Source organism: Phycisphaerae bacterium (genome assembly GCA_019636475.1).
Taxonomy (GTDB): Bacteria; Planctomycetota; Phycisphaerae; order UBA1845; family UTPLA1; genus JADJRI01.
In genome coordinates this window covers 80283-96637 of the sequence record JAHBXN010000007.1, presented here as the reverse complement: position 1 = coordinate 96637, position 16355 = coordinate 80283, and the positions used below count along the sequence as shown (strand labels likewise).

Genomic DNA, 16355 nt, shown 5'->3' with positions numbered 1-16355 from the left:
GCTCCACCTGTAACCAGAAGTCACGAAAATCGTTCGTAAGCGATCAGAGCGTCCTTCATCGTTTGTAAAGGCGGGAGCGAAGGGCACATTCAGCTCCGTGGTTCAGTGAAATCATTCCAACGTGGCTACGAAGGTCGGATGCGGATGTGCCCACGCCGTATCCGGCCGTTTACGCGACGCGCCGACACGGTTAACGTTCATCGCGCCAAGGATCCGTCCACGACGCGCTTTCATGGAGTTGGCGCAGCGCTCGGCTCACGTGCGCCGCACAGGCTATTGCCCGATCCATAACAGCAGGCTTCCATGCACTCGGCCAGAACCTTTGCAGCGCCACCGCCGCAGTTGCCAGTTGTGCAGTCCTGCGCAATGCGGCCTGCACAAGGGCCGCAGTCAATGACAGCCAATGCGCGACTGACTCCGACTCCCAATACCACTGCCGTCGTGAATAGGATTAAGGCAATTCTCATGCCAGCCAGCCTCCGTAATCACCGCACTATGCAGTTGACCGTTTCAAACTGCTGACGTCAGTTCAGATAAGGTCTCACCTCGACCTTGTCCGGCCACCATCGATCGCCGATCCAGAGGAATGCCTGAGGATGTTCCCTACCGGAAGACGAAAGTCCCGCGTGTCCGTCCGCGAACAAAAGGCTGCTCGTTTTGCGTGAATGGGGACCGTCGCCGCGAGAATGAAATTCGATAACGGGTCGCATTGTGTCCGTCGGCCATGCCTCTTTCCATTCGTCGGAGACATCGCCGATCTGGCGCCATTGCGCCTGACCGATTTCCTCAGGATCGGCGGGGCCATTTGGGAAGATAGTCTGCCGCGATGCGGCGTCATATGCAATGAGAAGCCGAGACGGTTCGTTCCAGACGCTCGGTCCGGCGTGATGCCTTCGTCCGCCGAGGATTGTGCGCGTGTTGTCGAGCCCTAGGGCTCGGGCGTTTCCGACGTATGGATATGACTCTTTCGGGCAGGACCAAATGGTGCGAGGACCGCCGGGGAGGCCGGACCATCGGCCAACGTCAATGTCCCATCCGGCGGCATCCGGATCGGTCCAGGAGAAATCCCGCTGTCGGATCACGGGTGCAACATGGTCGGCATTGACATGAGCAAAGGAGTGTATCTGAAGACCGACTTCGCGAAGCTGATTCAGGCAGCGTCCCTCGGTGCCGCGACTGCGCGCGTGCCCCAGTCCCGGCATCAAGACACCCAAGAGCGCTGACATAATGCCAAGGACTATGAGCAACTCGACCAGTGAATGGCCGGAGCACTTCGTAGACAGAGGAGTGTCCCGGTAAGTTGTCATTTGGCTGGCCCTTCTGGCAGCTTGCACTGCCATGATGGCGCTGACGTTACGCCTCTCAATTCCACAAGTCAAGGATTTTTAGATAAATTAAAATGGAATTGTGCAATATACTCTCCACAGAGCGGCACCTCCACACCGCGCCGAATACGCGAAATTCCGGTCATGTCCGACATGGTCTGCCATCGGCCCCGCCACTTTAAAACCGCTCGATCTGGTCAGTTGGGCAGGGTGTATGCCCTATCGATAGCGTCTCTGAGCCGACTCGGTTCAATCAGCCGACCGTGCAGCCTCATCGCATCGCGGTTTGGCAGGGTGACTTTGCGAAGGACCGAAAAAAGGAGGGAATTCGACATGTGCGGGTGCTGGCGATCGCATTCGATGTGCAAAGCGCGGCGTGAAAATCCGATGGCATCCAAAGCATGATTCATCAGGCTGGCATTGCAGGCTCGTCGATCTTCGTGACCGGCGGAGCCGGGTTCATCGGTTCGCATCTGTGCGAGGCGCTGCTGTCGCTCGGGGCGTCGGTCACAGCATATGACAACTTCGATCTGTTCTACGATCCGGCAGTGAAGCGACGCAACGTCTCCGGCTGTATCGGTCATGATCGCTTTCGGCTGGTCGAGGGTGATATTCGTGACATGGCGACGACAGACCGAGCCTTGAAGGCTGCACGACCGGAAATCATCGTGCATCTGGCGGCGCGTGCCGGTGTGCGACCTTCGATTGAGGATCCAATCCTTTATCAGTCGGTCAACATGCATGGCACGACCGTGATGCTGGAGTGCGCGCGTAAACAGGGGATTCGGCGTTTCATCTTCGGCAGCAGTTCGAGCGTATACGGAAACAATGCAAAGGTGCCGTATTCGGAAGCTGACGCAGTGGATCATCCGATTTCACCGTATGCAGCCACGAAGCGTTCGGGCGAACTGCTGTGCCACACATATCATCATCTTTATGGCATGGATGTGACCTGCCTACGGTTCTTTACGGTGTATGGCCCCCGCCAGCGTCCGGACCTGGCTATTCATAAGTTCACACGATTGATTGATGCGGGCATGCCGATCCCGGTTTTTGGTGATGGGGGCATGCGCCGGGATCATACGTTTGTGGGCGACATTGTCGCGGGCGTGATTGCAGCGATGGAGCGCTGTTGCGGTTATCATATTTACAACCTTGGCGAATCGCGGCCTGTGTCGCTCAGCGTGTTGATTCAATCGATTGAACGTGCATTGGGCCGAGAGGCCGTCATCGATCGACAGCCGTTGCAGCCTGGTGATGTTCATCAGACGTATGCAGATGTGTCACTTGCGGCGAGGGACCTCGGGTATGAGCCGCGGACGCATCTTGACGACGGACTGAAATTGTTTGTGGCCTGGTATCGCGAGGTGTCGAAGCTGGTGTTGCGTTCCGCTTCGAATTAGTTACCCGCCCGCTGTTGGTGAGTGCAGCCGTGCTGGCGCGAGTACGTCGTGCCATTCGCCCTGTTCGACCGGATTGATAGATGAGCAAGCGTGCGTTCATTACAGGCATCACGGGTCAGGATGGGAGCTATCTGGCGGAGTGGCTGCTCAGCAAGGGCTATGAGGTGCACGGACTGATCCGGCGCTCGAGTACTTTCAGCACGGACCGAATCGAGCATCTGTATCAAGACCCCCATGTTGCCGGCGTTCGACTGATGCTGCATTACGGGGATTTAACGGACGGCACGTCGCTTTCGCGATTGATTGATGAAATCGCCCCGGACGAAGTTTATAACCTCGCCGCGCAATCGCATGTTCGGGTGAGTTTCGATCAACCGGTCTATACCGCGGACACGGACGGCCTTGGAACCCTTAGGCTCCTGGAGGCGATTCGCGATGTCGGGGCGAAGCCGAAATTTTATCAGGCATCAAGCAGCGAAATGTTTGGCATGGTAAGAGAGGTGCCGCAGCGTGAGACGACGCCGTTTCATCCGCGGAGCCCATACGGCTGCTCGAAGGCATTCGCACACTGGCAAACCGTCAACTATCGCGAGGCGTACAACCTTTTCGCCTGCTGCGGCATCCTGTTTAATCACGAAAGTCCCCGGCGCGGGGAGACCTTCGTGACCCGAAAAATCACTCGAGGAGCAACGCGAATCAAGGAAGGACTTCAGGAGAAGCTCTATCTCGGCAATCTTGAAGCACGCCGCGATTGGGGATTTGCGGGGGATTTTGTGCGGGCCATGTGGCTGATGCTTCAGCAGGACGAGCCGGATGATTATGTGATTGCGACAGGCGAAACCCATTCCGTCAGGGAGTTTGTCGACGAGGCGTTCGGTCTGCTTGGGCTGGATCCCGCGCGACACGTCGAGAAAGACCCGCGGTATCTGCGGCCGACCGAGGTGGATGAACTGCAAGGCGATTCAAGCAAGGCCCGGGAGCAACTGGGCTGGGCGCCGACGGTTGCTTTTCGCGACCTGGTCAGGATGATGGTCGATCACGACTGGCGATTGGCGAAAGAGGAACGGGTGCTGGCGGCACATCGCGGATTGTCATGAGCCTGGACACGTCATGCTGGATTTGACCTCAGGGCAGCGAATTGTCGTGACCGGCGGAGCGGGGTTTCTCGGCCGTGCGGTGTGTGCAGCGCTTGGGCGGGCAGGAGTTACTGCGGACCAAATCATTGTGCCGCGTCGATCCGAGTTCGATCTGATCGAGGAAAATGCGGTGGAACGCATGTATCGTCAGCTAAAACCGACGGTGGTGATACATCTGGCGGCGGAGGTGGGGGGGATTGGCGCAAATCGCGAGAACCCCGGCCGCTTCTTCTATGCAAACATGGCGATGGGGCTGCACCTGATCGAGCATGCGCGGCGGAATGAGCTGGCGAAATTCGTGCAGATCGGAACGGTTTGTTCCTATCCAAAGTTCGCTTCGGTTCCGTTTCGCGAGGACGATCTCTGGAGCGGGTATCCGGAGGAGACCAACGCGCCCTATGGTGTCGCGAAGAAGGCACTCCTGGTGATGCTTCAGGCCTATCGGACTCAATATGGTCTCAACGGCATTTTCCTTCAGCCAGTGAATCTCTATGGGCCTGGAGATCATTTTGATCCGGCGTCGAGTCATGTGATTCCCGCGATGATTCGTAAGTTCGTCGAGGCCAGAGCCGGGGGCGCGGCCGACGTCGTACTGTGGGGCACGGGGTCGGCAAGTCGCGAATTTCTATTTGTAGACGATTGTGCTGACGGAATTGTCGCGGCGCTGCGGCGTTATGATGGCCCTGAACCTATCAACCTGGGGACTGGCGAGGAAATCACGATTCAATCCCTGGCGGATCGAATTCGGCAGATTGTCGGATACGAAGGTGGAATCGCCTGGGACGCATCGAAGCCGGATGGTCAGCCGCGGAGGCGATTGGATACGTCACGCGCGGCGCAGTGGCTCGACTGGCGTAGCAGCACGTCGCTCGATGATGGGCTTCGGCGGACGATTGAGTGGTATCTCGCGTCGATCGAAGCGCCGGCGTGAGCGCGTCGTTCCAGTTCTTGCGCGCGGGCTTCGGTTCCGAGCAGGTTTTTTATCTTGGCAACCTGTCGATTCGGGCCGCAAGAATGAAGTCGCTCTCCGTCAGTCCCTTGATTTTGTGCGTCCAGATTTCGACTTTGACCAAGCCCCAGGCCAAATAGATGTCCGGGTGATGGCCTTGCTGTTCGGCCAGTTCTCCGACGCGGTTCACGAATGCCAGCGCGGTCACGAAGTTCGGGAAGACAAACGATCGGGCGAGGTGATACTCCTTTTCGAGTTTCCAGCCGTCGAGTTGGGCCAGCAACTCATTAATAGAAGCAGAATCGAGAGGGGGGACGCCTCCTGTGCAGGGGATGCAGGTTTTGTCGGCGAGATTGGCCATGCTGGAGCCTCCTTCGGACAATCGGCACATCCGACGCCTGACGTGCACCTTCGGCCGGAAAGGGGGTGCAGGAAAATCGTTTTGCCCTTGAAAGCACCGGCGGCAAAGCGCCCCGAGATTCCCGGATCACGGTTCGGACGAAAGGTCGCCGAACGACGGCATATTATCGGAGGGCCGGGCCGAGTGAAAGGAAAGGAAGGAATGACGGCGCGTGCGGCCCATTGAAGGCATTTTTGGGTGCGATGTGCGCGGGCCGGAGGGGTTCGCGATTTTACGGTTGAAACGAGAGTCCGATTCCTGATACATTGTGGGGACTATTGGTGGGGAACAAGATTCGCTGGTCGAGGGGAAACCTGCGGCATCGAAGTGGGGCGTCGGCCCTTTTACGCAGATGAAGCCACCCACACCGCTTCTCCAGCCAGTTTCGGCGTTGATTTGTACTTAGATATCAGGCGAGAAAGACCGATTCAACTTTCGCGCCTCACTCGGGACTCTGTGATATTACGGGACGGCGAACGCCGCCTTGCTGTGGCGAACGACCGTCATCCGACGGTTTTTTAGGTTAATTATCGGGAAGGTTGGATTGGACATGAAGCGCACGTTTTGTTTCGCATCACTGGCCCTGACACTTTGTTTGTGTACGGCATGGTTCCAAGGAGCACCGGCAGTACACGCCGACGACAAGTCGCCGCAGGATCATTCGGTTCAGAATCCGCGTGTGACTGTGATCGATGGAGTGAAGCAGGAGACTCCGTCGAAGCGGACTGCCAATACATTGACCGACGCGGACTTGAAGAAGCTGGAGAGCGAAACGCAGCCTCCGACTGATTCGGAGGCGGGTGACGGCGGCGAGCCTCGCGGTGACGTACCGGGCGCCTGCTGCGATATCTTCAGCGGCAACTGCTCGATTCGTACCGCGACAGCGTGCGCGAACGTCGGCGGACTGTTTCAGGGCAATGGCACGACCTGTTCCCCGAATAACCCCTGCGTGCAGCCGATAGACTGCGATGTGCCCGCGGCACCCAATACGGCGTTGAGCCAGCTTCCGCCTGATCCAGGAACGATCGCTTTCACGTCATACTTGAGCGACGTCGATGCGAACCAGCTCGCGCTCGTCGGGTTTCTGACGTCTGGCGGCGACATCACGACGATTCGGTTCTGGGGACTTGAAATCAACGGCGCGACCAACTGCACACGAACCAACAACAACTTCAACTTCACCTTCTTCGCTGACGCCGGCATTCTCGGCGGTGGCCCGACAAATCCAACTCCTGAAGTCGTCGCGCAGTTCAACAATGTTCCCGTGACGCGCCTCCGCGCCGCGAACTATGCGCTCGACGGCAATCAGATGTCGTATAACGGCCAGTTGCTCTGGGAATACACCGCAACGCTTCCGCAGCGGGTAGCGCTGCTCAACGGCTGGCTTGCCATTCAGGCCGCGGCTGATGGCGGTCCATGCAACTTTCGCTGGATCAGCAGTCCGTTCGGTCCCGGCAATCTGATTCATAACGGCGTGCGAATCGTCGACCCCAACGCCTTGCTTCAGGACGTCGCGGTTTGCATTTCCGGCACGTTTAATCCCGTTAACGGCGCGTGCTGCGACGATTCGGTTCAGGGCGGATCCTGCCAGGACAACGTGCCTGCGAATCAGTGCACCGACTTCGCGGGCGGTGACCATCGATTCCGTGTGGACCAGACCTGCGCTCAGTTGAATCCTACATGCGGATCGGTAACGGGTTCCTGCTGCGTTGGCGCGAACTGTTCGATCCTGACGGGCGCCCAGTGCGCCGCGGCTGGTGGCTCTTTTATCGCGTTCGAAGACTGCACGCCGAATCCTTGCGTCGGTGCTTGCTGCCTCGGCAGTGGTGAATGCCAGGAATTGACATCCTCGGATTGCGGCAGCCAGGGCGGCCAGTATTTCGGTGACGGGTCGCTCTGTTCGCAGACGGCCTGTCCGGGAACCGGACGATGCTGCTTCAATGCGGGCACCCAGTGCGAAATTCGCACACAGGCTGCCTGCGCCCTTATCGCCGGCAGCCGATGGGACGCTGGGATAACCTGCGCCACACCGTGTCCGATTCCGCCGATCAATGATCTGTGCGTCAACGCGATTCCGATTCAGTGCGGCGAAACGATCACCGTGGACAACACGGAAGCGACGACGGACGCATCCGATCCGCTGTTTCCCTGCCGTGTTGGCGGCCCGCAGGCTGGGTTCGGCACGATCTGGTTTACTTTCGTTCCGACGACGTCTTCTGCGACGATTCGAACCTGCTCGAGTCTTGCTCCGGCAACGGACTCGATCCTTCAGGTTTTCAGTGGCGAGTGCGGCGCGCTCGGCACCCAATTGGCCTGCAACGACGACACGACCGGTTGCGGTACGAACGGTTTACGGTCGAGTGTCTGCGTGACGAACCTGATTGTCGGCAACACCTACTACATCGAAGTCGCTGCATGGGCGGCCGGAGCGGTTGGACCGTATGCGGTGGAAGTGATCTGCCCGGGCCTGACCTGCGCTTCAACCGGCGCTTGCTGTCTGCCGACTGGCAATTGTGCGATTCTGAATGAAGTGGCCTGCGCGACTCAGGGCGGCACCTATAACGGCGACGCAACGACATGCGGTACGCTGGGTGCATGTTGTATTTCTGAAACGCTCTGCGTCCAGTCTAATCAGCAATGCTGTGCGGAAGCCGGCGGCGCTTTCCTTGGAGAGGGTGTGTCCTGCGGCGAATCAGCCGGCGAGCCCGTGGAATTGTCTGCTTCGCCGAATGCGGCAATTGGCGTTGCAACCGCCATTTCCACGATCAATGTGCCCACGAGCTTCACGCTTGGCGATGTGAATGTGCGATTGAATATTGCGCATACGTGGATCGGCGATCTGATTGCCGACCTCGAACATGGCGGCACCACGGTCCGGATCATCGATCAACCCGGGTTCCCGATTCCTGATCCGACCGACGGCTGTGCGGCGGACAATCTGGTCAATATCATTCTGGACGATTCCGGCACGGGCGGTGCGATCGAGAATCAGTGCGTCGCGAACCTGACTTCGCCACCGAACTACACACCGAACAATCCGTTGAGCGCTTTCAACGGAATGAACGCCAATGGGGCGTGGACACTGACGGTTTCGGACGCGTTTACCGCGGCGGACGACGGGACGCTGATTTCCTGGGCCATCATTCTGGACGGCACGGGCTTCAGTCCTTGCGACACTGATCCTGGCGCGTGCTGTTTCAGCGAAGGCACGGGCGACTGCCAGCAACTGAATGCGATCGACTGTGCTCAGGCCGGCGGTCGCTTCCAAGGCGGCAACACGCCGTGCTCGGGTGACATCTGCATTCCTCGCGGCGCCTGCTGCAACACGTTTGATGGCAGCTGTCAGCAACTTACACAGGAAGCCTGTCAGGCGCTGCCCAATTCAAACTTCCTTGGAGACTTCACGAGTTGCGGGAACTGCCCGGTGATTCTGGGCGCCTGCTGTCTGCCTGACACCAGTTGCATTGCAAACGTTCGAATCAATCAGTGCACGCCGCTGGGAGGCTCCTTCCTGCCTCTGACCGGTTGCGGTGAGGCCGCCGGCGATCCGACCACCTATCAGAGCAACCCGAACGCGCCGATTACGGACAACAACAACACGAACGTCAATCAGAACGTGGCGGATTCCTTCATCATTGGTGACGTGAATCTGTTCCTTGACATCACGCACACCTTCCTGGCCGACCTTGACATCGACCTGTCGCATGACGGGGTGACTGTTCGGGTTATGCAGGATCAGTGCGGTGCGAACGACAACATGCAGATCACGTTCGACGATGAAGGTTCAGCCATCGTCTGTGCGAGCCCGACGGTTGGAACCTACCAGCCGTTCAGTCCGCTGTCGGCATTCGACGGTCAAAGCGCAACGGGCGTCTGGACGCTTAATGTGTTTGACGACGCCGGCGCAGACCAGGGCACACTAGTTTCGTGGTCGCTGATTATCGACCGCGTTGGAATCAATCCGTGCGACACGGAACCGGGCGCCTGCTGCTTCAGCGAGGGCATCGGCGATTGCCAGTTGCTTAACGCCGTGGATTGCGCATCGGCCAGCGGCCGATTCCAGGGCGGGGGCACGGCGTGCACCGGCGACATCTGCGTTCCGCGCGGAGCCTGCTGCAATACGGTGACGGGCGCGTGTCAGCAACTGACGGAAGAAGCCTGCCAAGCCTCGCCGAACGGTAACTTCCTTGGCGATTTCACGCCGTGCTCGCAGTGTCCGGTGGTGAATGGTTCCTGTTGTCTGCCGAACCTCCAGTGCGTGCCGAACACCCAGTTCAATTCGTGTACGTCACAAGGCGGCACGTTCAATCCGGGCGGTGAGTGCGCCACGGTCGGCGCCTGCTGCACCGGCGTTTCCGGGTGTACGGTCGCGACGCAGGCTTGTTGTCTGGCAGCGGGCGGAGCTTACCTGGGCAACGGGACTAACTGCGGCGACGCCGCGGGAAATCCGACGACACTGACTTCAACACCCAATCTCGCGATTCCGGACGCTGTCGCGGCCGGCATAAACGACACGATTAACGTTGCCGATTCCTTTACGGTCGGCGATGTCAATATCGTCGTGAACATCACGCACACGTGGGTCGGTGACGTTTGTGTTAGCCTGACACACGACGGCGTCACGGCCGGCTTGATTCAGCGCATGGGTGCGGCCGGTGCATGTCCGGCGGGAGCTCCATTCGGATGTGCGACGGACAACCTTGTCAATATTGTTCTCGATGACGAGGGTACCGGCGGGGCGATCGAGACGCAGTGTGTTGAGAACCTGACATCTCCTCCAAACTACACGCCCAACAACCCGCTCAGCGTGTTTAATGGATTGAATTCGTCGGGTAGTTGGACGCTGAATGTTGTGGACAATGCGGGCGGCGATCTCGGTACGTTCGTGTCGTGGTCGCTCGTGGTGGACGGTGTCGGCGTGAACCCGTGCGATACGGATCCCGGCGCCTGCTGTTTCACTGAGACGCTGGCTGGTTGCCAGTTGCTCAATGCCGTCGATTGCTCGACTGCGGGCGGGCGGTTCCAGGGTGGTGGCACGGCGTGTGCGGGTGATATCTGTGTTCCGCGCGGGGCCTGCTGCAATACCGTGACAGGCGCGTGTCAGCAACTGACGCAGGCGGCTTGTCAGGCGTCCCCGAACGGCAACTACCTTGGCAACTTCACGCCTTGTTCACAGTGCCCGGTCGTGACAGGCACATGCTGCCTGCCGAATCTGCAATGTCTGCCGAATTCGCAGTTCTCCAGCTGCACGGCTCAGGGCGGCAGCTTCAATCCGGGCGGCAACTGCACCACGACTGGCGCGTGCTGTCTCGGCGACGGCTCGTGCAACATCGCAACGCAGGCATGCTGTCTGGCGGCTGGCGGGGCTTACCTCGGTGACGGCCTTAACTGCGGTGAGTCGGCGGGTAATCCGACGACCTACACGGCGAATCCCAATGCTCCGATCACTGATAACACCAACACGACGGTTACTCAAAACATTGCTGACAGCTTCACGATTGGTGATGTCAACGTCGAGATTATCATCAACCACACATTCCTTGCGGATCTGGATATCGATCTGATCCACAACGGCGTCACTGTTCGAGTGATGCAGGACCAGTGTGGCGCAAACGACAATATGCAGATCACTTTCGATGATGAAGCTGCTCCGATCGTCTGCGCCCAGCCGACGGTGGGTACCTACCAGCCGTTCAGTCCTTTGTCGGCGTTTGACGGTATCAATGCATCGGGCCTCTGGACGCTGAATGTCTTCGACGACGCCGCCGCGGATCAAGGCACACTGGTGTCGTGGTCGTTGATCATTGACGGTCTGGGCGCCAACCCATGCGATACGGAGCCGGGCGCTTGCTGCTTCAGCGAAACAGTCGCGGATTGTCAGCTGCTTGATGCTGTCGCGTGCGCGTCAGCCGGCGGTCGATTCATCGGTGGCGGCACGGCCTGCTCCGGCAACGTATGCCAGATTCTCGGTGCGTGCTGTCTGCCGGTGACGGGTGCGTGTCAGCAGTTGACGAGTGCCCAGTGCTCGACCCAGGGCGGCAACTGGCTTGGTGGCTTCACCAACTGCTCCGGTTGTCCGATCATTCTTGGTGCGTGCTGTCTGCCGGGCGGCGGTTGCCAGGCCGGCGTGCAGTTCAACCCGTGCAACGCTCAGGGCGGATCGTTCTTGCCGGGCCAGAACTGCGGCGATTCGGCTGGAAATCCCCAGACGTTCATTAGCACGCCGAACGTCGCGGTTCCGGATAACGCTCCTGCGGGCACTTCGGATACCATCAACGTTCCTGCCAGTTTCGTTCTGGGTGACGTCAACGTGCGTTTGAATATCACACACACCTTCGTGGGTGATCTGTGCGTCAGCTTGTCTCATAACGCCACGACGGTGGACATGATTCAGCGCATGGGGGCTGTCGTGGCCGGTACGCCGTGCCACGTAGGTACGCCGTTCGGTTGCGCACAGGATAACCTCAATAACATCGTGCTCGACGACGAGGGGACGCTGGCGATTGAATCGCAATGCGTGCTGAACCTCACGTCGCCGCCGAACTACATTCCGAATAACCCGCTCAGTGCGTTTGATGGGCAGGATTCGGCCGGCACATGGACGTTGACGGTGATTGACAATGCCGCAACTGACACGGGGACCTTGATCTCATGGGAGCTTATCCTAGACGGTCAAGGCGTGAACCCCTGTAACGCAACGCCTGGCGCATGCTGCGTCGGCCAGTTGGATACCGACTGCTCGATTCAGACTGCCGCCGATTGCGCCGCCCTCAGCGGCCGCTATCTCGGTGCGGGCACAACCTGCACTCCAGGTGTGTGCATCATTCGGGGCGCCTGCTGCGATTCGCTAAACGTGACCTGTGTTGAGACGACTCAGGCTGAGTGCGTCGGTCCGAACCGCACATATCAGGGCAATTTCACCACCTGTGCGACAGCGAATTGTCCGGCTTTGACCGGTGCGTGCTGTCTGGGTACCGGCGCGTGCCAGAATGCACGCACGCTGCCGCAGTGCAACGCGGCAGGCGGAACGTGGTCTGGCGCGAATTCGACCTGCGAGACGGTCACAGGCGCCTGCTGTCTCAGTGCCTCTGAGTGCGTGATCACGTCGAGTGTCTGTTGCCAGGGCTTGGGTGGATCGTTCGAAGGCGTCGGCGTGCCTTGCGGCGGCCCCGCGAACAACCCGACGACCTACACCGACACGGCCAACGTTGCGATTCCGAACAACAACCCGACCGGCCTGAGCCGCTCGATTGTCGTGCCGAATTCGTATCTGATCGCCGACGTCGATCTGAGCGTGAACATCACGATTCAGGCGGTCGGCCAGATCACGGTCAACATCACGCACAATGGCGTGACCCGCTCGGTGATTCAGCGAATCGGTTCGCCTGCCATCTCGGCATTCGGATGTCTGCAGAACAACATCAACGTTCGGCTTGACGACGAAGGTACAGGCGGCCCGATCGAGAATGCGTGCAGTGGCGGCGTGGGCACTCCGCTTCCGACATCACCGCCGAGCTTCACGCCGAACCAGACGCTCTCGGCATTCGACGGCATGGATGCGGCGGGAACGTGGACCATTCAGGTGATCGACGCGGATGCGTTCGGTATCGGCACGCTCGTCTCGTGGAGCCTGCACATCGACGGCTTCGGCGCGGGCGTTTGTGCTAGCTCGACCGAATGCACCACCTGTCCGGGTGATACGAATGGCGACGGCGTTCTCGACGGTCGCGATGTCGATTCGTTCTCGGATTGTCTGATTGCCGGTGGTGCCGGATGCCCGTGCGGCGACATGAACAATGACTCGGCGGTCAATCTGGCTGACGTGCCGGGCTTCGTTCAGACGCTGCTTGCCGGCTCGGGAAGCTGCGGATCGGTTCCCGTTTGTTCGACATGCCTTGGCGACTCGAGCGGCGATGGCGTTATTGACGGCCGCGATTGTGCCGCATTCGTTAATTGCCTGTTGAATTCGCCGGGTGGCTGCCCATGTTCGGACATCAATGGCAACTCGTCCGTGGATCTGGGCGATATCCAGGGCTTTGTTGACAAGCTTCTCAATCAGACCGGATCCTGCAACTGATGCAGCCGGCTGGCTGAAGGGAATCCAGTGAGATGGAGCCTCGCTAAAGGCTTGCTCTATCTTGAGTTAGTGAATGAATGAGTGTAAAGCGGGTGGTCGCGGCCTTCGGGTTGCGGCCACCCGTTTTCATTGCTGACTCACGAGATTTGGGTTTGCCGAGTGGGGGCAAGATAGAGGATCGTCGGGGGGAGGGGGAAGAAGTGAGATCCCCCAAGGATTGCCCGCCGCAGCTGAGTGCGGAAAATCTTTGAGTTTGCGCTTGCATGCGTCCGAAATTGTTCATATTCTAGACTCTAATTGCTCTGGGATCGCGTCGAGCGTTCAGGTCCGACCAACCTGACAGCGGCTTTCAAAGTGGTGCCAGGGTTCTGTCACAGGCGAGTACGCTGTTAGACAATCTGGATCGTGTCGGTTTTCGTTTGAGGCTATTCTGCCTAAGCCGTCGACGGTTCATTAAGAAACTGGTGTTAACCTGTATTTCGCCCAGAAGTCGTTTCAAGTCGTGACTGGTCTGACTTGTGACAGGTATGAACCTGCACCGCCGTTCGCGATGCGAACAAGCATGGTTGGTGTTTCAGTCCTGGTGGGCGCTTCCGCCCGAGAATGAGAGGAGTTGCGATGCAAATGGAAGGTAAGGGTCGTCGGCCGGGGTTTACGCTCATTGAGTTATTGGTTGTTATCGCAATTATCGCGTTATTGATTTCGATCCTCATGCCGGCGCTTAGCTCGGCAAAATCAGAGGGTGCGAAGGTCAAGTGTCAGACCAACCTGAAGCAGCATGCGGCGTTCGCTCTGATGAACGGCAATGACGATGAGCGATCCGTGATGCACACTCGCCACGAGTTCATCAAGAATCGCGACGTGACACCCAACCCCGCCGTTCCCGGATCGGAAGACGGCATCCTCACCGTCGGCGAGGCATGGATGGGGGCCGGCGACCATGACTGGGGTGGAGCCAATGGCGTTGACCCCAACTTCCGCAAGTCGGTCTACGGCGGCAATACGAAAGGCGCTGAAGGGCGTTTCATGAATCGTCTCGCATATGGCGCGGGGTACACGGACACGGAAGATTTCAAGCTCTTTGAGTGCGGCGGTCAGGAAGGAATGGTCTTGGATGTCGCCAGTGATCCGGCGCCGACACCGGACCACGCCAAGTCAATGTTCCGCGCGGTCGGTAACAGCTATATGGGCGACTACTATTGGTTCAAGGTTCACGCCGCCCAATTCGAGCCGGAAGTTTATCGCCGGTTTGGCGCCTTCCGACGACCGGCGAACCTGTTCGCGGACTCCGGCGCGGCCTTGCTCTTCTGGGAGTCGCGATTCATGCAGGCGATGATGAACACTCAGGAGATTCAGGCGCACGGGCTTTCGAGCATCGGTGCCGGCATCAGTCCGACGAGTATCCCCGGCTCTCACGGGAAGCTCGGTCGATTTAACGTTGCCTTCGCGGACGGTCACACCAGCAACGTAAAACTCACGAAGAAAGGCGACATGTATCGTTCCACTTCGATGGGTCCGCAGGACACATATTGGCGACTGCGATGGCGCGGTGCGGGCTGGCGGTATGACAATCTACCCACGCTGATCGGGCAGCGATGGGTCTCACCCTGGACGGAACCGATGCGGCGCATCATGGAATACGGTGGATGATTGGATCTGCATTGCAACGGTTCGATCAGCACTGAACTACCTTTGACGTAATCCAGCCGCCTGCGTGCCTGTCGCGCAGGCGGCTTCTATTTCGGAACTCGCGAATTGGTCAATTGTTGTTGCGGCGGTGATGAATGTTGTGCGCATTGAATCGAAAATCACCCAGCGATGCTTCTCGCCTTCTCCATGGTGATGAGCAACTCGCTTTCCGGTAACGTGGCATCTTTAACATGATTTGATAATATTGATGCCAGATCGGATTTGTACGCAGCAAACCGGAGCTCATCTCGGTCGACGAAGCTGCGATCAGTAAGGCTGACTGTATGAAGCATTTCCTTGCAACCTCGAAGGGTAAACTGATTTTCGCCGGCGTGGCCTTGGCAGCGGCCGTCGGGATTGGGGTTTTCTTTCATGAGTCGGATCATGTAAATGAATCCGAAGTCGTCGAAGGACTAAAAGGCCGAACCTACGTCGTTCATTGCTCTTCCTGCAATCAGGACAGCGAGATGTCGGTGAGTGATTTTCAGGCGGCGTTGAAGGAATTTCGCCGTTTGGACGCTGCCGGGCTCAAATGCCCGAAGTGTGGAGCGCCGAACGCTTGGCAGTCGGGGTACAACATCGTTGGTTTCAATCCAGACAGCTTGAAAGGTATGGATTTGTCCACCCGGGACCTCGTCGAAGCCGCCATCAAGGACGCGGATCTCGATGTCGATCGGGCCCGCGAGGACCTCAAGTCGGCTGAGCATTCTCGCGATGCGGCAAAGATCGAGGCTGCTGAGGAGCGGCTCCGGACAGCCAATGCCAAGGTACAGTATCTCAACGATCTCTGGGACAAGCGCACGATGGAAGAGACCGCCAGCGGCGGTTGAGGCGGTGCAACAGGATGCGGCACGGCTTCCACTTTCTTCAGGCGCTCTATGAGACCACCGATCGAAGCACATCTCGCGTGAGAAACGCAAGCGCAGTGAAGATATTGGCGAGACAGAGCGCGCTGGTGGTTTCGCTTCCAGATCGCGCGGACTGTATCAATAGCAGGGTTGCGACCGCCAGCAGCGCGATCGGAATGAAGCACCTCACGGTCTTGATCGGCGGCATCGGCAATCTCTTGCGCCGTTGGGCGAGCAGGCAGGCCGAGCACTGTCGTCCCCCCTCGAGTCGGGCATATAGTGTTTCGATATCCCCGCACAATGGACATTCGTCGATGCTCACTGAGCGGGTCGTTCGGCGCGGCGCGATGGAACGAAGCGTGTGATAGGCCGCTGTGATTCGGCTGAACTGATTCGTGTCGCGCGTCGGGTCTTGCGCTCGGTCGGGGTGGAATTCCCAGACCAGCCTTTTGTAGGCGCGGCGCACGTCGCTGAGCGGTGCATTCGGCGGCAGACCGAGTACGCGATAACATTCCGAAGGTTTCACTT

9 protein-coding genes are annotated in these 16355 nt (G+C 58.7%); 6 read left to right on the top strand and 3 right to left on the bottom strand.

Annotation, left to right across the window (positions count from 1 at the left end; translation table 11 throughout):
- Positions 1-524 precede the first annotated feature (524 nt).
- Positions 525-1307, bottom strand: a complete 783-nt coding sequence (locus KF841_12425; protein ID MBX3396160.1) for a type II secretion system protein — start codon at positions 1305-1307, stop codon at positions 525-527.
- 419 nt (positions 1308-1726) lie between these two features.
- Here KF841_12425 and KF841_12420 point away from each other — a divergent pair, with 419 nt between their 5' ends.
- The 3 genes from KF841_12420 to KF841_12410 all read left to right on the top strand — a co-directional run bounded on the left by KF841_12420 (position 1727) and on the right by KF841_12410 (position 4795).
- The gene (locus KF841_12420; GenBank protein ID MBX3396159.1) at positions 1727-2728 is read left to right on the top strand and encodes a GDP-mannose 4,6-dehydratase; all 1002 of its coding nucleotides are present in this window, start codon (positions 1727-1729) and stop codon (positions 2726-2728) included.
- Positions 2729-2808: 80 nt separating this feature from the next.
- The gene (gene gmd, locus KF841_12415) at positions 2809-3825 is read left to right on the top strand and encodes a GDP-mannose 4,6-dehydratase (GenBank protein ID MBX3396158.1); all 1017 of its coding nucleotides are present in this window, start codon (positions 2809-2811) and stop codon (positions 3823-3825) included.
- 13 nt (positions 3826-3838) lie between these two features.
- Positions 3839-4795, top strand: coding sequence for a GDP-L-fucose synthase (locus KF841_12410; protein MBX3396157.1), 957 nt, complete (start codon positions 3839-3841; stop codon positions 4793-4795).
- A 49-nt stretch (positions 4796-4844) separates the two neighbouring features.
- On the opposite strand, the gene KF841_12405 is transcribed toward KF841_12410, so the two are convergent.
- On the bottom strand, positions 4845-5174 hold the full coding sequence (locus KF841_12405) for a 4a-hydroxytetrahydrobiopterin dehydratase (GenBank protein ID MBX3396156.1): 330 nt from the start codon (positions 5172-5174) through the stop codon (positions 4845-4847).
- Between the two features lie 589 nt (positions 5175-5763).
- Between KF841_12405 and KF841_12400 the strand changes: the two genes are divergently transcribed.
- From KF841_12400 to KF841_12390, 3 genes are all read left to right on the top strand, one after another.
- On the top strand, positions 5764-13290 hold the full coding sequence (locus KF841_12400; protein ID MBX3396155.1) for a proprotein convertase P-domain-containing protein: 7527 nt from the start codon (positions 5764-5766) through the stop codon (positions 13288-13290).
- A gap of 624 nt (positions 13291-13914) precedes the next feature.
- Positions 13915-14940, top strand: a complete 1026-nt coding sequence (locus tag KF841_12395) for a prepilin-type N-terminal cleavage/methylation domain-containing protein (protein MBX3396154.1) — start codon at positions 13915-13917, stop codon at positions 14938-14940.
- A 323-nt stretch (positions 14941-15263) separates the two neighbouring features.
- Positions 15264-15809, top strand: a complete 546-nt coding sequence (locus KF841_12390; GenBank protein MBX3396153.1) for a hypothetical protein — start codon at positions 15264-15266, stop codon at positions 15807-15809.
- Between the two features lie 46 nt (positions 15810-15855).
- On the opposite strand, the gene KF841_12385 is transcribed toward KF841_12390, so the two are convergent.
- Positions 15856-16353 (bottom strand): DnaJ domain-containing protein, encoded by a 498-nt coding sequence (locus tag KF841_12385; GenBank protein MBX3396152.1) that lies wholly within the window; start codon positions 16351-16353, stop codon positions 15856-15858.
- Positions 16354-16355: the final 2 nt, after the last annotated feature.